Source organism: Allobosea sp. TAF32 (assembly GCF_052113585.1).
In the GTDB taxonomy this organism is placed as follows: domain Bacteria; phylum Pseudomonadota; class Alphaproteobacteria; order Rhizobiales; family Beijerinckiaceae; genus Allobosea.
The window spans coordinates 524,574-542,741 of the sequence record NZ_JBFRDM010000002.1 but is presented as its reverse complement, the minus strand read 5'-3'; the positions used below and the strand labels follow the sequence as shown (position 1 = coordinate 542,741).

At 66.3% G+C, this 18,168-nt stretch carries 15 protein-coding genes; 5 read left to right on the top strand and 10 right to left on the bottom strand.

Annotation, left to right across the window (positions count from 1 at the left end):
* Position 1: 1 nt before the first annotated feature.
* Together AB4Z16_RS07075 and AB4Z16_RS07070 are read right to left on the bottom strand one after the other, a co-directional pair.
* Positions 2 to 2,083: a hydantoinase/oxoprolinase family protein gene (locus AB4Z16_RS07075; protein WP_441510621.1), complete on the bottom strand. Its 2,082-nt coding sequence runs from the start codon at positions 2,081 to 2,083 to the stop codon at positions 2 to 4.
* Between the two features lie 92 nt (positions 2,084 to 2,175).
* On the bottom strand, positions 2,176 to 3,681 hold the full coding sequence (locus tag AB4Z16_RS07070) for an ABC transporter substrate-binding protein (protein WP_441510620.1): 1,506 nt from the start codon (positions 3,679 to 3,681) through the stop codon (positions 2,176 to 2,178).
* Positions 3,682 to 3,897: 216 nt separating this feature from the next.
* On the opposite strand from AB4Z16_RS07070, the gene AB4Z16_RS07065 reads away from it, so the two are divergent.
* The gene (locus tag AB4Z16_RS07065) at positions 3,898 to 4,584 is read left to right on the top strand and encodes a GntR family transcriptional regulator (protein ID WP_441510619.1); all 687 of its coding nucleotides are present in this window, start codon (positions 3,898 to 3,900) and stop codon (positions 4,582 to 4,584) included.
* Between the two features lie 23 nt (positions 4,585 to 4,607).
* Positions 4,608 to 5,675 carry an NAD/NADP octopine/nopaline dehydrogenase family protein gene (locus tag AB4Z16_RS07060; RefSeq protein WP_441510618.1) on the top strand — a complete coding sequence of 356 codons (1,068 nt, stop codon included), beginning with the start codon at positions 4,608 to 4,610 and terminating at the stop codon, positions 5,673 to 5,675.
* Positions 5,676 to 6,157: 482 nt separating this feature from the next.
* Here the strand turns inward: AB4Z16_RS07060 and AB4Z16_RS07055 are convergent, their stop codons facing one another.
* Positions 6,158 to 6,616 carry a Ros/MucR family transcriptional regulator gene (locus tag AB4Z16_RS07055; protein ID WP_441510617.1) on the bottom strand — a complete coding sequence of 153 codons (459 nt, stop codon included), beginning with the start codon at positions 6,614 to 6,616 and terminating at the stop codon, positions 6,158 to 6,160.
* Positions 6,617 to 7,201: 585 nt separating this feature from the next.
* Between AB4Z16_RS07055 and AB4Z16_RS07050 the strand changes: the two genes are divergently transcribed.
* The 3 genes from AB4Z16_RS07050 to AB4Z16_RS07040 are packed head-to-tail and all read left to right on the top strand — an operon-like array spanning position 7,202 to position 10,646.
* Complete coding sequence (locus AB4Z16_RS07050; RefSeq protein WP_441510616.1) at positions 7,202 to 8,170, top strand: ABC transporter ATP-binding protein; 969 nt, start codon at positions 7,202 to 7,204, stop codon at positions 8,168 to 8,170.
* Positions 8,167 to 9,150 carry an ABC transporter ATP-binding protein gene (locus AB4Z16_RS07045; RefSeq protein ID WP_441510615.1) on the top strand — a complete coding sequence of 328 codons (984 nt, stop codon included), beginning with the start codon at positions 8,167 to 8,169 and terminating at the stop codon, positions 9,148 to 9,150. Before AB4Z16_RS07050 ends, AB4Z16_RS07045 begins: the two co-directional genes overlap by 4 nt.
* Before the next feature lie 29 nt (positions 9,151 to 9,179).
* Positions 9,180 to 10,646, top strand: a complete 1,467-nt coding sequence (locus AB4Z16_RS07040; protein WP_441510614.1) for an alkaline phosphatase family protein — start codon at positions 9,180 to 9,182, stop codon at positions 10,644 to 10,646.
* A 245-nt stretch (positions 10,647 to 10,891) separates the two neighbouring features.
* On the opposite strand, the gene AB4Z16_RS07035 is transcribed toward AB4Z16_RS07040, so the two are convergent.
* From AB4Z16_RS07035 to AB4Z16_RS07005, 7 genes are all read right to left on the bottom strand, one after another.
* The gene (locus tag AB4Z16_RS07035; protein WP_441510613.1) at positions 10,892 to 12,454 is read right to left on the bottom strand and encodes an ABC transporter substrate-binding protein; all 1,563 of its coding nucleotides are present in this window, start codon (positions 12,452 to 12,454) and stop codon (positions 10,892 to 10,894) included.
* Positions 12,455 to 12,520: 66 nt separating this feature from the next.
* A complete protein-coding gene (locus AB4Z16_RS07030) occupies positions 12,521 to 13,288 on the bottom strand; it encodes a glycerophosphodiester phosphodiesterase (protein ID WP_441510612.1) in 768 nt (255 codons plus the stop codon).
* A gap of 4 nt (positions 13,289 to 13,292) precedes the next feature.
* Complete coding sequence (locus AB4Z16_RS07025) at positions 13,293 to 14,168, bottom strand: ABC transporter permease (RefSeq protein WP_441510611.1); 876 nt, start codon at positions 14,166 to 14,168, stop codon at positions 13,293 to 13,295.
* A complete protein-coding gene (locus tag AB4Z16_RS07020; RefSeq protein WP_441510610.1) occupies positions 14,168 to 15,073 on the bottom strand; it encodes an ABC transporter permease in 906 nt (301 codons plus the stop codon). The genes AB4Z16_RS07025 and AB4Z16_RS07020 overlap by 1 nt, the downstream gene beginning before the upstream one ends.
* Positions 15,074 to 15,356: 283 nt before the next feature.
* A complete protein-coding gene (locus tag AB4Z16_RS07015) occupies positions 15,357 to 16,874 on the bottom strand; it encodes an FAD/NAD(P)-dependent oxidoreductase (RefSeq protein ID WP_441510609.1) in 1,518 nt (505 codons plus the stop codon).
* A complete protein-coding gene (locus AB4Z16_RS07010; RefSeq protein WP_441510608.1) occupies positions 16,766 to 17,059 on the bottom strand; it encodes a (2Fe-2S)-binding protein in 294 nt (97 codons plus the stop codon). Before AB4Z16_RS07010 ends, AB4Z16_RS07015 begins: the two co-directional genes overlap by 109 nt.
* Positions 17,043 to 18,161, bottom strand: a complete 1,119-nt coding sequence (locus AB4Z16_RS07005) for an NAD(P)/FAD-dependent oxidoreductase (protein ID WP_441510607.1) — start codon at positions 18,159 to 18,161, stop codon at positions 17,043 to 17,045. Before AB4Z16_RS07005 ends, AB4Z16_RS07010 begins: the two co-directional genes overlap by 17 nt.
* Positions 18,162 to 18,168: the final 7 nt, after the last annotated feature.

Here is an 18,168-nt window from a genome sequence, read left to right as displayed (position 1 = left end):
GTCAGCCCTCGAGGATGAGGTTGAGATGGGCATCGACCGTCGCGACCTGCCCGGGCAGGACGAGGGTGGTCGAATCCATCTGGTCGATGATGGCGGGGCCGGCGACCCTGTGGCCGGGGCCGAGCCGTTCGCGGTCGTAGATCGGGCAGTTGGTGAAGCCGCCGGTCTCCGGCAGCCAGACGTCGCGATGGGCGGTGACGGCCGCTTCCACTGGACCAGCCGCCGGGGGATAGGCCTTGAGGTCGGCCTTCGGCACAAGGCCGACCGCCTCGATGCGCAGGGTCGTGACCTGCACCGGCTCCTCGGCGGCGACGTAGCCATAGACCTGCTTGTGGATGCGCTCGAACTCCGCGCGCAGCGTCACGAGGGCGGCCGCGTCGATCGGGCCGGCGGGGCAGGGCACGGTGAGCTCGTAACCCTGGCCGCCATAGCGCATGTCGAGCGAGCGGATCAGCGAGCGCCGCTCCTCGGGGATCGCCTCCTGTGCGAACCAGTCTTGCCCGCGCTCCTCGAGACCGGCGAAGCCGCTCTCCATGCCCGGCACGCCGGCTTCGCTCAGAGGCAGGAGCCGCGTCAGCGAGAGATTGGTGCGCAGATCGGTCAGCAGCAGGCCAAGCGCGCACATGATGCCCGGATATTTCGGGACGACGAGGCGCGGGATCTCCAGCTCGCGGGCGAGCCTGGAGGCATGGATCGGGCCGGCGCCGCCGAAGCCGAGCATGACGTAGTCGCGCGGATCGTAACCGCGCTCGACCGAGATCACGCGGATGGCCTTGGCCATGTTCGCTATGACGACGCTGATGATGCCCTGGGCCGTCTCCATGACGCCGAGGCCGAGCTGGTCGGCCAAGCGCCCGATCGCGGCCTTGGCGCGGGCCTGGTCGATCTTCATGCGGCCGTTCAGGAGATGCGTCGGGTTCAGCACCTGCAGCACGACATTGGCGTCGGTGACGGTGGGTTCCTCGTTGCCGCGCCCGTAGCAGACCGGGCCGGGATCGGCGGCGGCGGAGCGCGGGCCGACCTTGAGCAGGCCGCCGGCATCGATATGGGCGATCGAGCCGCCACCGGCGCCGACGGTGTGGATGTCGAGCATCGGCAGCTTCAGCGGATAGCCGTGCACGACGGCATCGTTCGACATCTGCGGCCGTCCGCGGTCGATCAGCGAAACGTCGGTCGAGGTTCCGCCCATGTCGAAGGTGATGATGTTGTCGAAGCCGGCGAGCCCGCCGACCGAGAGCGCGCCGATGACGCCGGCCGCCGGCCCCGAGAGCACGGTGCGGGCCGGGAAGTTCTGCGCCACCTCCGACGAGATCACACCGCCATTCGACTGGGTCAGATGCGGGTGGGCGTCGATGCCGATCTCAGCCAGCCGGGGCTGGAGCTTCGAGAGATAGGACTTCATGATCGGGCCGAGATAGGCGTTCACGACCGTGGTCGAGAGCCGCTCATATTCGCGGAACTCGGGCGCGACCTCGTGCGAGATCGAGACGAAGGCGCCCGGCATCTCCTCGGCCAGGATCTCCTTGACGCGCTTCTCATGCGCCGGCTCGACGAAGGAGAACAGGAAGCAGACCGCGACCGTCGTGATGCCGTCCGCCTTGAGCTTGCGGGCGGCGGCGCGCACTTCCTCCTCGTCGAGCAGGGTGTGGATGCTGCCGTCGAAGCGAACGCGCTCGCTGACCTCGAGGCGCTTGTCGCGCGACACCAGGATGCGCGGCTTCTGCGTCTGGATGTCGTAGAGGGAATCGCGCTTCTGACGGCGCAGTTCCAACACGTCGCGAAAGCCCTTGGTGGTGATCAGACCCGTTTCGGCGCCGCGCCCGACGATCAGCGCATTGGTAGCGACCGTCGTGCCATGGCCGAAATAGACGACGTCGACCTTCTGCCCCGTTGCCTTGGCGACCTCGGCGACGCCCTGCTCGATGCCGCCGGCAATGCCGAGCGAAGGGTCCTGCGGTGTGCTCGACACCTTCCAGACATGGATCTCGCCATGCGTCTCGTCGAACATGCAGACATCGGTGAAGGTGCCGCCGGAATCGACGCCGACGCGCAGCTTCAGGGTGGTTTCGTCTTGAACGGTCATGACTTTGTCGCGATCCGGTTGATCGGTAATTCAGGCAAGGTTCCGCCGTCGATGGGCCGGTGAAGCCCGCCGCTCGGGTCGTTCTGTCACTGTCAGCGCGTCTTGATGTCGATCGCGCGTACCCAGTCGTCGCCGCGCGCCTGCCATGCGATGCCTTTGGACTGGGCGTAGGTGATCGGCGTGAAGAACATGAAGATCGAGGGCGAGTCCTCGCAGAGCTGTTTGGTGAGCTTGCGGTAGAGCTCGGTGCGCTTGGCCGCGTCATTGGTCGAGCGGGCAGCCTTGGCGGCTTCGTTGAAGCTCACGTTCTCCCAATAGGATTGCGGGTTCTCCTTCTCCCAGAAGTTCAGGAGCCCGCCGGCATCCAGCGTCGGCCAACCCAGGCCGAAATAGGCGGCGTCGCCAAGGTTCTTGCCGACGATGTACTTGTTCATGAAGGCGCCGAATTCCATCTCGCGCAGCTTCACGGTAACGCCGATCTCGCCGAGCTGGGAGGCGACGACTTGGGCGATGTCAGAGGCCTGGATGTAGCGCCCGGTCGGAACTTCGAGATCCATGGTCAGGCCGTTGGCGAAGCCGGCTTCGGCCAGCAGCTTCTTGGCCTGCGCCGGGTCGTAGGTGATCGGCTTGAGATCGGGATTGTAGCCGAAATAGACCGGTGAGAGCGGCTGGCAAGCACTGACCTGGGCCAGCCCGTCTAGCAGCCCGTCATTGATCGCCTTGCGATCGATGCCGAGATTGAGCGCGCGCCAGAGCTTTGGATTGTCCTTGAAGGGTGCCTTCAACGCGTTGAGCTTGATGAACATGCCGCGCGTGCCGGCGACGGAGCTGGCATCGGCCTTGCCACCGGCCTTGATGCGCGCGATCTCGGAGGTCGGGAAGGCAGTGATCAGGTCGACATCGCCGGCCTCCAGCGCCGCGATGCGCGAGGAATCTTCTGGAATGATCCGGAAGGTGACGTTGTCGAAGGCGGGTTTCTCGCCCCAGTAGTCCTTACGCGCCTTCAACACGACGCGGTCGCCGCTGGCAAAGCGCACGAGCTCATAGGGCCCGCTGCCGAGTGCAGCAACGGAGGGGTTGTTCTCCCCCGTCCATTTCGGGGGCATCAGGAGGAACATCGACATCTGGTCGGGCAGGTCGGGATAGGCGCCCTTGGTGTCGAATTCGACGACGGTAGGCGAGACGACCTTGACCTCGCTGATCGCTGCGAACCACGGCTTGTTGCGCGCGCCGGTCTTCGGATCGAGCACGCGCTCGACATTCCACTTCACGGCCTCGGCATCGAGCTTTTCACCGTTCGAGAAGGTCACGCCTTCGCGCAGCGTGAAGCGCCAGGCCGTATCGCCGATCGCTTCCCATTCCGTCGCCAGACCGGGACGAAGTTTCAGGTTCGGACCGCGATCGACGAGGGGCGTATAAATATGCGCGGCGACGCTGAGATCCGTGCCGACGGTCGTCGATTTATCGGGGTCGAGCGTGTTGACGTTGCTCGACAGGGCGATGGTCAGATCGCGCGCCGCCGCTGGCATGAGCAGGGCGGCTGAGCCGAACCCGAAAGCGAGGGTGGCGACGAGCCGGTGGGCGAAGGCCTTGTGCATGACAATCCCCTGTTCTTGACTTTGGCGCCAATCCTGAGTTCATGATTGGCGTCTGTCAATCGCCCGTCTTAAGATGTTTTGCTCAATGAAGGTGCATCGGCAGAGGATTTCATCTCCGCCATCCCGGAGGGCCGTGCCAATGAATTGCGGTCCAGGGGCAACGCAGGTGAAGATGGTTGCGAAGATGCAGGGATTCGTCTGCGGAACATGGCGCTGATGACTTTGGATACGGGACAAAGCGGTAGGGCTGGCGCCGGCGCGCGTAGCGCACGGACGGCCGGTGGCAGCGCGTCGCGGGCCCGCGAGCTCGCCAAGCTGATCGAGAAGGATATCAGCACCGGTCGCCTCAGCGCCGGTTCTTGGCTGAAGCAGGTCGATCTCGAGTCGCAATACAGCGCCTCGCGGCTTGATATTCGTCAGGCGCTCGACCGGCTCGAGGAGAAGGGCTTCGTCAAGCTGGAGGCCAATCGCGGTTACCGCGTCGAGACCTTCGACAAGGCGCGCTTCCGCAACGTCGTGACGATCCGCGCCATCCTGGAGGTCGCGGCCGCCGCCGAGGTGTTGAAATACATCGATGAGGCGGGGCTGGAGCGGTTGCGGCAGCGGGCCGACGATTTCGCCGGTGCTGTCAGTGCCGGAACCGTGATCGCGCAGGAGGAGGCCAACTACGCCTTCCACGCTGCCATGCTCGAATTTTGCCCGAACGGCGATCTCGTCTCGATGATCTTCGACCTGCGCAGCCGCGTTCCAGTCACGCTGACGCGTGAAAAGAACACCGCAGCGCTGCTCGCGAACACGGTGCGCGAGCATTACGAGATCGTCGAATGCTTACTTCAACGCGATGGGCCCGGCCTTGAAGCCGTCGTCCATAAGCACGTGCTCGGCGGCCTCGAAATCGTCTGACACCATCAAAGGGGATCGAACCCATGCGCGTTGCCATCATCGGCTTCGGCGGGATCGGGCGCGGCTACAGCGCCTACCTGACCGCTCAAGGGCACGAGCCGGTCATCTGGTCGCCGAGCGGCGCGGCGCTTGCCGATTTCGCGGGCGACGCGACGTTGACCACCACGGGTAAGCTCGAAGCCGCCGTGCCGCCGCGCATCGCCCGCGATTGCGCCGAGGCGCTTGCCAGAGCCGAAACGATCATCGTCGCGGTGCAGGCCAACGGCTTCAAGACGGTGATCGACGCGATCGCCCCTCATCTCACGGCGGGGCAGACCGTCATCATCAGCGCCCATTGCTCGTTCGCCGCGCTCTATCTGCACCGACTGCTGAAGGCGCGGGGGATCGATATTCCGGTTGCCGCCTGGGCCACAACGGCTCTGACCGCGCGCAAGAGCGGGCCACGCAGCGTCCATATCTCCGGTATACGGGCGAAGCTCGACGTCGCCACCTTGCCGGTCCGCCACGCGCAAGCAGGCCTCGCAACCTGCCAGGCACTCTTCGGCAATCGTTTCGAGCTGCGCGAGGACGTGCTGGCCATCATGCTCAGCAATCTCAACCCTCCGGCCCATGTCGCCAATATGCTCGGCAATCTGACCCGCGCCGAGCGCGGGGAGGATTGGCCGAATTACGGCTCGATCACCCAGGGTGTCGGTCGCATCGTCGATGCCATGGATGGCGAGCGCTTGGCGCTCGCCAAGGCCTTTGGCCTTTCGGTCCGCAGCGTGCAGGACCACTATGTCCATTCCTTCGGCGTCGCGCCCGGGCCCGTCGGAGAGATGGCCGCGGCGGTCTACAAGAACCGTCCGGAGCTTCTTGGCCCGAAGACGTTGGATACCCGTTTCATCACTGAGGACGTCCCCTTCGGGCTAGTCCCTCTGCAAGCTTTGGGGCGGGTGATCGGCTTGCCGCTGCCCCTGCATGAGGCCGGCATCGCGCTGTTCGACGCGATCTGCGCCCGGAACTTCCGCGCCGAGAACGACTTGCTGCCCATGCTTGATCTAGAACTGCTGCCGGCAGCAGGGCTCCATCGGGAATTGCGTGGCGAATGAGTCGGGCGTAGCCGCGCCCGGATCTTCCACGACGGTATCGACCCGATCGTCCCATTGTGAATGGCCCATAGGAGGCTCCCCTGGTGGGAAGGTCCATTCCCGTCCACGGCTGTGAATGTCAGGTTTTGGTCGAGCGCCGAAGGTCTCCTCCTGGCGCATCGCTCCTGAGCCAGGTACCCGGCATGATCTTCAATCACGACCAAGCCGGATTGCGGATTCCCGATTTCGAAGAAGTCGGTACACTCCGACGCAATCGGGTAACGCCCAGCAGATGTTCCTGTCGGGAGGATACCGTCAGCGCGCCCGTTGGCGGCACGATGGCCGATTTCATGCGCCGCGCGGGGGGTGACGCCAACCGACCTGTGTTAGAATTATTGGTCAGGTGGGCCGTCGCGTACAGGTTTCCCCATGTGCCCCGTGCCTTGAACCATCAGCGGTCGATGTAGTTCCGGCGAGCGCTCAAAAGCGCCCGCCGCCAGCAATCAGGCGGGATTCTTCGCGCGCCCTCTTTTCGGAGTTGGCGCAGGCACAGGCGCGGCCTTCCGACGCCGCTGCCCGAGGCCCATGGATTTCGCAAGATTCGAGCGGGCTTCTGCGTAGGCCGGCGCGACCATCGGATAGTCGTTCGGCAGGCCCCACTTCGCCCGGTACTGTTCCGGCGCCATGTCGTAGGCTGTCCGAAGATGTCGCTTCAGCGACTTGAATTTCTTTCCGTCTTCCAAGCAGATTAGAAATTCAGGCGTAATTGATTTCTTGATGGTGACAGCTGGAACGGCCTTTTCTTCGACGGCAGGCTCTTTCTTTCTGTCGAGGTTAGTCAATGCAGCATGCGTGCTAGAAATCAATGCCGGCAGCTCAGACGTCGGCACGCTGTTGTGCGCTACGAATGCAGATACGATGCTAGCGACGATGTCGACGATCGCTTCGTTATTTTCGGACAATCTTCAGTCTCTTGAGTCGCTGGCTCGACTTGCCCACTTCATCAACGAACAAATTCGGTAAAGCAAGTTATTTCTATGGCAGCTGACATTGACTAACTGCAACTTTTACTAGAATTTCGGGCAGGTTAATTTAATCGCGCCCTTAAGCGGCGTCGCGCATCTGCAAATCGTATCCTCCGACAATTGGATTGTAATGAGCGTTGGCGCCGACGCGCTCGGCAGGCGCATTACCGGCATCTTGCGGGTATCGCTGTCGTCTCGATGCTCAAGGACATCCGCACAGTTGCGGATGACTGCACGAAAATCATGAAAACGCTGATGGTCGCGGATGTAAAAAACGGTGACCTTAGCAGCACCTTCGACAAATTCTTCGCGTGCAGTTCCAGGTCAATGACGGTCGATATCCGACACTCGACCGCGACGTCACAAGACGGTCACGGGCCCGGCGATATGTCGGCCGTCATGCAGTCATCATCGACCTTGACGAAGCATCGCTTCAACAGACACGGCTCGAGTTTCATCGAAGGCCAAGCCGTATCCCCCCTGCTTCGCTTGCATGGCTTTACCGTTGCCGTGTCCGGCGCGATGCCGATCGTACGCGGCATCGACCTGTCGGTGGGGCGCGGCGAGGCGCTCGGCATCGTCGGCGAATCGGGCTGCGGCAAGAGCATTACCTGGCTTGCCGCACTGCGCCTACTCGGGCGCAATGTGACGACCGGCGGGGAGGCCCTGCTCGACGGACGGGATATCGGCACGCTCCCCGAGCGCGAGCTGGCGCGGGTGCGCGGTGGCCGCATCGCCCTGATCTTCCAGGATCCGAGCAGTGCGCTGAACCCGGTGCAGCGCATCGGGACGCAGATCGCGGAGGTCCTCCGGCTTCATCGCGGCCTGACCGGAGAACCGGCCCGCCGCGAGGCGCTGCGCTTGCTTGACCGGGTCGGCATCGCCGACGGCACGCGCCGCCTCAAGCGATATCCGCATGAATTCTCCGGCGGCATGAACCAGCGCGTCATGATCGCGCTGGCGCTGGCGGGCGAGCCCGATGTGCTGGTCGCGGACGAGCCGACGACCGCGCTCGACGCCACCATCCAGGCGCAGGTGCTCGACCTGATCCGCGAGCTGCGGCGCGAGACCGGCATGGCGCTGATCCTGATCTCACACGATATCGGTGTCGTCGGCGATCTCTGCGAGCGGATCGCGGTGATGTATGCCGGGCGAATCGTCGAGACGGCGGCGACGCAGGACCTGCTCACCCGGCCGCGCCACCCCTATACGCAAGGTCTGCTGGCGGCACTGCCGACGCTCGACGGACCACGCCGGCGGCTGACGCCGATCCCCGGCACCGTGCCGGCCCCGGCCAGCATTCCGCCGGGCTGCGCCTTCGCGCCACGCTGCCCGATCGCGATCGAGCGCTGCGGCGATGAATTGCCGGAACTGACCTTCGCGGCGCAAGACCAGCGCGCCGCCTGCTTGCGGCTCGACGAAGCGTTGCCGCCTCACGGCGCCGCCTTTCCGGATCTGGCAGTGCCCTCGCCAATCGGGGCGACGGCATGACCATGCTTCTCGATGTCCGCGACCTCGCCCGCGAATACCCGGTCGCGACCGCCGGCGGAGCGCGCCGCATCCTGCACGCGGTCGACGGCGTGAGCTTCTCGCTCGAACGCGGGAAAACGCTCGGCATCGTCGGCGAATCCGGCTGCGGCAAGTCGACCACCGCCAAGCTCGCGCTCGGCCTGCTGCCGGCGACACGCGGGCGGATCAGCTTCGAGGGCGAGCCGGTGACCGCCTTGCGCGATCGCCAGTGGCGCGCCCTGCGCCGGCGCATGCAGCTCGTTCACCAGGACCCGCTCGCTGCGCTCGACCGGCGCCTGCCAGTGGGTGAGCAGGTCATCGAGCCCCTGGCCATCCATGGGCTGGAAGGCAATGCCGGCGCGCAGCGGCAGAAGGCGCTCGCGCTGTTCGATGCGGTGGGCCTGCGGCCCGATCTGTTCGAGCGCTATCCGCATGAGCTGTCCGGCGGCCAGCGCCAGCGCGTGGTTCTGGCGCGGGCGCTGGTGCTCGAGCCGGCGCTGCTGGTCTGCGACGAGCCGATCTCGGCGCTCGACGTCTCCGTCGCGGCGCAGGTGATCAACCTGATGCAGGACCTGCAGGCGCGCTTTGGCATGGCCTATCTCTTCATCAGCCATGATCTCAAGGTCGTCCGGCAGATCGCCGACGAGGTGGCGGTGATGTATCTCGGCCGCATCGTCGAGCAAGGGCCGCCGGATGCGCTGTTCCACGACCCCGCCCATCCCTACACGGCAGCTCTGGTCTCGGCCGTTCCGACGCCATTGCGCGGCACGCAAGGGCGCATCATTCTGAAAGGCGACCCGCCGAATCCCGTTGACAGGCCCTCGGGCTGCGCCTTCCATCCGCGCTGCCCGCGCGCCGTGGCCCGCTGCCGGGAGGAGGTTCCGACCTTGCGGCCGGTGGCCGACGGCCGCCTTGCCGCCTGTCATCTGGCGGCTGCCGAACCCGCGGCCGCCGCAGCCTGAACCGACACCAAGCCGACCCCGGAGACGAGATGACCCGCCCCGACCAGCCAAGCGCCGACCGCGTCGTCATCGCCGTCTTCGACGGCCTGCGGCCGGATTTCGTCACGCCCAAGCTCACGCCGAACATCATGCGCCTCGCTGCGCGCGGAACCTGGTTCCGCCGGGCGCGCAGCGTCTTCCCCTCGGTGACTCGGGTGGCAACGAGCTCGATCGCGGCCGGCGCGCCGCCGATCGTCCACGGCATCGTCGGCAACGCTTTCTACCATCGCGAGGCGATCCCCGAGAGGATGTTCGACACCAGCGATGCCGGCCTGATCCGCCGCGCCGAGGCGCATCATGACGGTCGCCTGCTCGCCGCCGACAGTTTCGGAGACGTGCTGGCCCGTGCCGGCAAGCGCATGGCGGTGGTGCATACCGGCTCGGCCGGCTCGGCGCATTTCATCAATCCGCGCGCCCGCGCCAACGGGCACTGGACCTTCTCGATGCACGGCGCCGGGGCGACGCAGACGCCGGAAGCGGTCGAAGCCGCGATCGCCCGTCTTGGCCCGCTGCCGGAGCGCGAATTGCCGCGGCTGCAGGAGCTCGCCTATGGCGGGCGGGTGATGACCGAGCTGGTGCTGCCGACACGGCCCGACGTCGCGTTGATCTGGTTCAACGAGCCGGATACGACCTTCCACTATCGCGGCCTCGGTTCGCCTGAGGCGATGGCTGGCCTTCGCGAGGCCGACCGAGCCTTCGGTGCGATCCTCGACTGGGTCGAGGCTCAGCCCGATGCGGAGCGTATCGCGGTGATCGCGGCCTCCGATCATGGGCAGATCTCGACCGGCACGGTCGAACCGCTGTTCGAGGCGGCGCAGCAGGCCGGCTTCGACCTCAGCGCGGAAAAGACAATCAACGGCGCCGCTATCGTGGCAACCGGCGGCATGAGCGGAGAGATCCGCCTGCGGGAAGGCGAGCACGCCGAGATCGAGCGTGTCGCAGCCTGGCTGATGGAGCATCCTGCCATCGGCCATGTCTTCTCGCGCGACCGCAACGGCGTCGAAGGCGAGATCGCGGGCACGCTCTCGCTGGGCCTTATGAACACGGGGCATGCCGAGCGCCAGCCGGAGTTGATGTTCATTCTGAAATCGACGCTCGACGCCGATCAATATGGGCTGCCCGGTCTCGGGGCGATGACGCCCGGCGACGTGCCACTCGGCGGCGGCATGCATGGCGGCATCAACCCGCATGAATTGAACACCGTGCTGATCCTTGGCGACGCCGGCGGCCATGGCGGCGTCTCGCAGGAGCCGGCCGGCATCATCGATATCGGGCCGACCGTGCTTGGCCTGCTCGGGCTTCAGCCCGCGGCGACGATGATGGGGCGCAATCTCGCCGTGCCGCCGCGCGAGGAGGGGCGTGAGCTTCGGCATTCGGCCGGCAGCGGCGCCTTCGTCCAGCATGTCGATGTGGTCGAGCAGGACGGGCGGCGGTTTATTTTGGGTGGCGGGCAGTAGAGCTCGCTGGTTTCGAGGAGACCGCGCCGTCATTCCGAGGCAGGCCGCAAGCCTGAGCCCGGAACCCATGAACACGACCTCGCTCCAGCCGTCATGCTCGCCCTTGTGGCGAGCATCCGCGTCTTGAACACCGCATTGCACGAATGAAGACGTGGATGGTCGGCACAAGGCCGACCATGACGTATAGCGCCACGCTTATCGGCTCGGGCCTGTGCCTACGGCGCAGCCCTGAATCATAGTCGCTTTCAAACCTTAGCGAAGCTCAGATTGTCCGGGCGCAGATCCATGAAGTAGAAGGTCGTCGGCCGCCAGGCGATCGACTTCTTGATCGCGTAGGCCTCGCTCGGCTGGTAGAGGATCGTCGCCGGCGCCTCGTCCTCCCAGATATCGAGCATCTCGGTGAACAGCGCCTTGCGCTTCACCGGATCGGTCTCGGCCTCCAGCGCCGTGCCTGCCTTGTTGAAGGCTTGCGCCGAGGTCCAGAATTTCGAGACCTGGATCTCGCCGGCCGGCCCCCAGGCCACCCAGATCGAACCCAGCGGATCGGGCAGACGCGTCGAGTTGGACCAGTTGAAGATCTGCGTGTTGGCGCCGCGCATCTGGGTCGAGTTCTCGACCACCTGCAGCGAGGCGTTGATGCCGACGGCCTTCCACTGCTCGGTCAGGATCTGCGCGGCCTCGAGCGCATTGGTGTAGTAGTTGGCCTGCGTCCGATAGACGATCGGCTCGCCCTTGTAGCCGGCTTCCTTGAGCAGCGCCTTGGCCTTCGTGGGATCGTAGGAGAGCTTGCGGCCCTCGATGAACATCTGGCCGTATTCCGGGAAGTTGTGGCTCGCCGGCACCTGCGCCGTGCCCTGCCAGAGCGCCTCGACCAGCTTCTGGCGGTCGATCGCGTGGTTCAGCGCCTGCCGGATGCGCTTGTCGGAGAGCACCTTGTCCTGGTCGTTATAGGCGAGGACATGAACGTTCGCGAGCACCACCGAACGCACGTCGATGTCCTTGTAGCCGCCGACCACGCTCATCTGGTCGGGCGGGATGTTGGTGACGAGGTCGTAATCGCCCGCGACCAGCCCGGCGACCCGCGCCGCCAGTTCCGGCACCCGCTTGAAGGTGACGCGCCTGGCCGTCGGCTTGCCCATGAAGTAATCGTCGAAGGCTTCCAGAACCGTGGCGTCAGCGGCCGAATGCGAGACGACGCGATAAGGGCCGGTCGCCACGGGCTTGCGCGAATAGGCCTCGAAGCCCATCGCCTCATAGGCGCGCTTGTTGACGATCCAGGCGCACCAGGAGGCGAGCCGCTGTTCGAGCAGTACGTCGGCGACCTTGGTCTTGAAACGGACCGTGTAGCGATCGACCGGCTCGACCGAGGCGAGGATGCCGAAATAGGCCTTGCCGCCGGGGATCTGGGCCTTGTCGCCCCAGAGCCGGCCGTCGCGGAAGGTGTAGGCGACGTCTTCCGAGGTCAGTTCGTCGCCATTGTGGAACTTCACGCCCTGGCGCAGCGTGACGACGAGTTCCTGCGGCGAGACCCGCTCCCATTTCACCGCCAGATGCGGCTTGAGCTCCGAGCCGCCGCCATCGGCCGCGCCGAGGAAATCGCGCCGGATCAGCGTGTCGAAGATCGAATAGGTGACGCGGGTGCCAACATTGGAGAGCTCGCGCGCCGGCTCCAGCGTCGCCGGCAGGTCGGCGACCGCGACGGTGAAGTTCGGGCGGCTGTCATCGGCCGCGAAGGCGGTCGGCATGGAGAGCGCGACCGGCAGGGCGGCAGCGCCCTCGACGAAGCGGCGGCGGGACAGGACGGGCATCGGAGTTCCTCGCAAGACAATTCGAGCGGCGCCGGCAAAGCGGTGCCGCGATGCGACTGCCTTGCATCAGATTGACGACGCGCCCGTGACAGCGCGGGTCCGGAGGAGCAGACGCGGATCGTCGAGCATGACGGCGTCCGGTCCCAGCGCCAGCATGCTCGCGATCCCGTCAGCGTCGATGCGCCCGACCGGAAAAGGCGGGTAGCCGGGCTCCGCCACCGAACGCGGCTGGCCGACCATGATGACCGAACCCATGCCGGCCTCGCGTATGGCGGCGAGTCGCTCCGGCGTGGCCTCGCCCTGCCAGAGCCGGAACCAGTCGGCGCCGGCGGATCGCGCTGCCATGATGGAATCGGGATTGGGCACCAGAGCGAGGATCGCGATCTCCGGCGACAGCCGGCGCGCCGCGCCGATCAGGTCGATGTCGCGGAGGCCGAGCAGGCAGCGCGGAAGCGCATCCGCCGCATCGAGGGCGGCGAGGATCGGGTTCAGGATGCGGGGTTCGGACAGTTTGACGTCGAGCAGGAGGCCGAGCGGCGCGGAGGACGCGATCGCTTCGTCCAGCGTCAGCAAGCCGGGCAGAAGCGCCCTCAGCGTCGCGAGATCGGTCTCGGCGACCTGTCCCTGATGCCCGGCGAGGCGCATGAGGTCGGCATCGTGCAGGCAGACCAGCGCGCCGTCGGCGCTGAAGCGCAGATCGGTTTCGACGACCTCGGCGCCGGCTGCGATGGCGGCGGCGAAGGCCTCCCGCGTATTCTCCGGCCCGAGCAGGGCTCCGCCGCGATGGGCGATGGCGAGCGGCCGGCCCGCATCCGAAAGGAGGCCGGGTCGCATCGTCTCAGTTCCTCTCGCTGGTCGGGTCGAAACGGTCGCGCAGCCAGTCGCCGAACAGGCTCATCGACAGCGTGGTCAGGAAGATCGTCAGCCCCGGAAAGACCGCGATCCACCAGGCGTTGAGCAGGTAGCGGCGGCCTTCGCCGAGCATCAGGCCGAGCGAGGTGCCCGGCGGCTGCACGCCGAGCCCGAGGAAGGAGAGCGAGGTTTCGAGCAGGATCGTGCCGGGAAAGTTCAGCGTGGCCTGCACCACCAGCGCCGCGGCGATATTGGGCAGGAGGTGGCGCAGCACGACCCGCGACGGGCCAGCGCCCAGCGCCTCGACGGCATTGATGTAGTCGCTCTCCTGCTCGGAGATGACGAGGCCGCGCGCCAGCCGGGTATAGCGATCCCAGCCGTCGATGCTGACGAGGAGGATGAAGAGAACGATGTTGTTGCCGAAGAAGGCGAGCATGGTCAGCGCCAGGAACAGCGCCGGAATTGCCGCTTGGGCATCGACCAGCATCATGATGGCCTGATCGACGAAGCCGCGCAGACGCGCCGCGAGGAAGCCGAGCGCTGTCCCGAACACGGCTCCGATCAGGGTTCCCATCACGGCGATCAGGATCGAGGTGCGGACAGCGAAGATCATCCGGCTCAGGATATCGCGGCCGAGCTGGTCGGTACCGAGCCAGTAGGTCGTGCCGCCGGCTTCGGTCAAAGGCGGCTTCAATCGCGCGGCGAGATTCTGCGCGGTATAGGGCAGCGGAGCCAGCCAATCCGCCAGCAGCGCGACGACCACGACGACGAGCAGGAAGCCGGCCGAGAGCATCACGACCGGCGACATCCGGTGTCTGGCCGCAGGAGCCGCAGGCGCGGAGGAGAGACCGACGGCGCTCATCAGGCCTGCCCGCCAAGCGCGCGGGAGAAGCCGCCGAGCCGATTGGCGCCGACCATGATAACCGTCACCGTGAAAATCACGGCCTGGACGACGGAGAGATCGCGCGTCGAGACGGAGTCGACCAGAAGCCGGCCGATGCCCGGCCAGGCGAAGATGGTCTCGACCACCGCGCTGCCGGCGAGGATATGGCCGATCTCGATGCCGATGAACATCAGCAGCGGCACCGCGGCATTGGGAAGGGCGTGGCGGAGGATCACGCGGAGCGGCATCACGCCGCGCCCACGCGCCGCCCGGATATAGGGCTTGCCCAGCACCTCCAATGTCGCGGTGCGGGCGAAGCGCGCCAGCCGGCCGGCGAGCGGCAGGCCGAGCGTCACCGTCGGCAGGATGAGATGCCAGAGGCTGTCAGATCCGGCCGAAGGCAGCACACGCAGCTTCAGCGCGAAGAGCAGGATGAGCAGGATGCCGAGAAAGAAGACGGGAATGGCGTAGCCGAACACCGCGACCGCCATGGCGAGCCGGTCGGCGGCGCGGTTATGGCGCAGCGCCGCGAGGACGCCGAGCGGCAGGCCGACGAGGAGCGCCAGCATCAGTGCGGAGGAGCCGAGCAGGAAGGTCTTCGGCAGCGCTTCGACCACGGCGGTGAAGGCAGGCCTGCCATCCGCGAATGAGAGGCCGAAATCACCGCGGACGGCGCTCGCGATATAGAGCAGGTACTGCTCGGCCAGAGGCCGGTCGAGGCCCCAAGCCTCGCGATAATAGGCCACGACATCCGGCGGGGTGTCGCTCGGCAACATGATCTGGGCCGGGTCGCCCGCCAGGCGCAGCGCGACGAACACGGCCGAGACGCAGATGGCGACGGTCAGCAGGGCGCGCAGGGAGCGGAGAAGGAGAAAGCGAAGCATCTGGTCCGATCACGGAGTTGGAGATCCGGTTCTGCAAATGGCTTCACGACAGGTTGATGACGAGGCGCTGACGCAGCTGCTGTCTGGGCAGCGAAATGGACCGGAACCATACCCGCAGACTGATCCATCAGATCGACTTCCGGCGCAATTTGCCGGATAGATCCAAGAAGCGGCCGACCGAACGTAAGTCATCGGCACGCCGCTCTGGGCTGAGTTCGTAGGAAAGCGTCCGGCGCCAGCCGAAATTAGCCCATCATCGCACCGCCATCTGCGCCCGACGACTTTACGATGCTTCGGCGCCGAAGTTGGGACCCGAATCGACGCAGGAGTCCGCTATCTGTTCGACCGTCACGGGCTTGATTGGCATGCGTAACCTGAAATAGCCGATTTCACTTGGGCTGCGCCCGCTCAACGCCGACATCGTCTCAGTGATCGTGTGCCCGCAAAGTCGCCCCTGGCAAGGACCCATGCCACACCGCAGGAAGCCTTTCGCTTGGTTCGGTCCGGCCGCACCTTCCTTCACGACCTGGGCGATTTCGCCGCGCGTCACCTCCTCGCAGCGGCAAACGACGACATCTTCGGACTCGGGCGCGATGAAAGCATCAGCCGGACGGTAGAGCGCCTCCAGAAACGGCCTGATCGCGCGGTCTCGCCAGAGCGCGGTGCGAAGGGGGCTGCTCGCCCGATCCCGCTCGGCTGCACTGATCGCGCTGAGGTCTCGAGCGATGTCGAGCGCGGCAAGCGTGCCGCTCAAACGCGCCGAAACGGCGCCGGATATGCCGGCCTCGTCACCCGCGATCCAGAGCCAGGGCTGGCTGGAGCGCCCCCACGCGTCGAGCTCCGGCCGCCAGCAACGCTGACGCTCGTCCCAGACATGCGGGCAGCGCAGCGCCATGGCGAGATTCACATTGGGCACGATGCCCTGATGGAGCGCCACGCGGCTTGCATCAGTGCGCTGCCAGCGCCCGCCGCTGAACCATTTCACGCCGCGCACCGCATCTTCGCCCTCGATCTCAACCTGCTCGACGCCGCGTTCGATGCGGACGCAGGCGGCACGCAGTTCGCGGAGCAGGCCAAGTCCTTTGGAGAGATACGGGGCGGCCAGAAGCGCCCGCGGGAGATAAGGCAGCGCGGCCGCCAAATTCTTCCGCGGGGTCGTCTCGATGATAAGCCGCGGCGGATGCCCTGCGCGGCAGTATTGCGCAGCGACGAGATAGAGCAGCGGGCCACCGCCGACGAAGACGAGATCGTCCTCCAACAGACCAGCGGTTTTCAGCAGAATCTGCGCCGCGCCGGCAGTCATGGCTCCGGGCAGCGTCCAGCCGCGGATAGGGAATGGGCGCTCCATAGCACCGGCGGCCGCGACGATCCGGCGTGCCCCGGTGACGCCGGAGCCTTCGCGCGAGCGCCAACGGATCTCACCCTCCGCGACGGACCAGACCATCGCCGCGGCCCGGTGCTCCGCGCCGGAGCGTTGGAAGGCCTCGACCAAATCGCGGCCCGCATAATAATCTCGTCCTAGAATGTCGGCGCGGTCCGGTGCCGGGCGCTCGGTGATGGCTCGGTAGATCTGGCCGCCGGGCTTGCCGGCCTCGTCGAACACCACGCAGCTCAGCCCGTGCTTGCGGGCTGTGACAGCGGCCGCCATGCCCGCCGGACCCGCGCCAATCACCGCGACGTCGAAGGGCGCGCTCACTGGCTGAGCTCCGCGGCGCCTGCCTGAGGTTCGACGACCATGCCAGCGCGTACGGTCTCGAGGCAAGCCTGCCGGTTGGGCCGGCCGTCCACCGTGACAAGGCATTCGAAACAGACTCCCATCATGCAATAGGGGCCGCGTGACGCTCCTGACCGCGGCGTGCTGCGGAAGCTCTTGATGCCGGCGCGCAGGATCGCTGCCGCGAGGTTCTCGCCCTCGCGGGCGGGCACGGTCGTGCCGCCGAAGCTGAAGGCGGTGTCGAATTCCGTGAGATCAAGGCGCTGGAACACTGAAGCGATCCGATGAGAAGGGCTGCCAGGCCGGATCCAGCCGGCCGGCGGACAAGGCGGCGGCGAGCGGGCCGGCATGGAACGGCGCAAGCGTCACGCCGCTATGGACCGTGACCAGGAAGGCGCCCGGATGTGCCGCGGATTCGGCATAGACTGGCATGCCGTCAGGCGACATCACGCGCAGAGCCGCCCAACTGCGCACGACCTGCGCATTGGCGAGCAGCGGCAGGGCCGCGACGGCGCGCTTCGCCGTCGTCTGGATGACATCGGGCGTGGTGCGGTCGTCGAGCCCGGCCTCTTCGGAGGATTCGCCGAAGACGATGCCGCCCTCGACCGTCTGGCGGATGAAGCTGATCCCGTGGCGCAGGAAGGGCTTCAGCTTTTCCGTGACCATGATCTGCCCCCGCACGGGGCGGACCGGGGCGGAGAGGCCGAGCTCCGGCGCGAGTTCCTTGTTGCCGAGCCCGGCGGTCAGGACGACGCGCTCGGCGAGCCAGTCGCCCTGCTGCGTCTTCACCCGGAAGCCCGCGCCGTCAGGCACGATGCCGGCTACGGCATGGCGGGGCCGATAGTCGCCGCGCCGCTCGAACACCGAGATCAGCGCGCGCAGCAGATGGAACGGGTTCGTCGTGCCGTCGTCGCTGCAAAAGGTCGCGCCGGTGACGGCTGAGCCCACCTCCGGCAGCAATTTGCGGATGCCGTCATTGTCCATGACCTCGAACCGGCTGGGCACCGTGGCCCGGGCTTCCAGATCGGCCATCATCTTGCTGCGGCGCTCCAGCTCCGCCTCGGAGAAGCAGAAGAAGAAGGCCCCGGGCCGGCGGAAATGCAGATCGATTCCGCTCTCGGCGCCGAGATCATGCGCGAATTCATCCCAGTCCTTCGCAGCCTGGCGTGTGAGATCGGCATAGGCCGGGCCGCCGGCGCCCTTGCCCTGCACCCAGACATTGCCGAGGTTGCCCCGCGCCGCCCGGAAGGCGATGTCGCCCTCGTCGAACAGCGTCACGGTCTCGCCGTGGGCGGCGAGACCGTAGGCGACGCTAGCGCCGACGATGCCCCCGCCGATGACGGCGATACCCGTCCTGTTCTGGCCGCTTTCCATTGTGGCG

What these genes read in the sequence shown, in the direction of transcription:
- AB4Z16_RS07075 (WP_441510621.1), bottom strand. Translation starts at nt 2,083, where the DNA reads ATGACCGTTCAAGACGAAACCACCCTGAAGCTGCGCGTCGGCGTCGAT.
- AB4Z16_RS07070 (WP_441510620.1), bottom strand. Translation starts at nt 3,681, where the DNA reads ATGCACAAGGCCTTCGCCCACCGGCTCGTCGCCACCCTCGCTTTCGGG.
- AB4Z16_RS07065 (WP_441510619.1), top strand. Translation starts at nt 3,898, where the DNA reads ATGACTTTGGATACGGGACAAAGCGGTAGGGCTGGCGCCGGCGCGCGT.
- AB4Z16_RS07060 (WP_441510618.1), top strand. Translation starts at nt 4,608, where the DNA reads ATGCGCGTTGCCATCATCGGCTTCGGCGGGATCGGGCGCGGCTACAGC.
- AB4Z16_RS07050 (WP_441510616.1), top strand. Translation starts at nt 7,202, where the DNA reads ATGCCGATCGTACGCGGCATCGACCTGTCGGTGGGGCGCGGCGAGGCG.
- AB4Z16_RS07045 (WP_441510615.1), top strand. Translation starts at nt 8,167, where the DNA reads ATGACCATGCTTCTCGATGTCCGCGACCTCGCCCGCGAATACCCGGTC.
- AB4Z16_RS07040 (WP_441510614.1), top strand. Translation starts at nt 9,180, where the DNA reads ATGACCCGCCCCGACCAGCCAAGCGCCGACCGCGTCGTCATCGCCGTC.
- AB4Z16_RS07035 (WP_441510613.1), bottom strand. Translation starts at nt 12,454, where the DNA reads ATGCCCGTCCTGTCCCGCCGCCGCTTCGTCGAGGGCGCTGCCGCCCTG.
- AB4Z16_RS07030 (WP_441510612.1), bottom strand. Translation starts at nt 13,288, where the DNA reads ATGCGACCCGGCCTCCTTTCGGATGCGGGCCGGCCGCTCGCCATCGCC.
- AB4Z16_RS07025 (WP_441510611.1), bottom strand. Translation starts at nt 14,168, where the DNA reads ATGAGCGCCGTCGGTCTCTCCTCCGCGCCTGCGGCTCCTGCGGCCAGA.
- AB4Z16_RS07020 (WP_441510610.1), bottom strand. Translation starts at nt 15,073, where the DNA reads ATGCTTCGCTTTCTCCTTCTCCGCTCCCTGCGCGCCCTGCTGACCGTC.
- AB4Z16_RS07015 (WP_441510609.1), bottom strand. Translation starts at nt 16,874, where the DNA reads ATGCCTTGTCACGGTGGACGGCCGGCCCAACCGGCAGGCTTGCCTCGA.
- AB4Z16_RS07005 (WP_441510607.1), bottom strand. Translation starts at nt 18,161, where the DNA reads ATGGAAAGCGGCCAGAACAGGACGGGTATCGCCGTCATCGGCGGGGGC.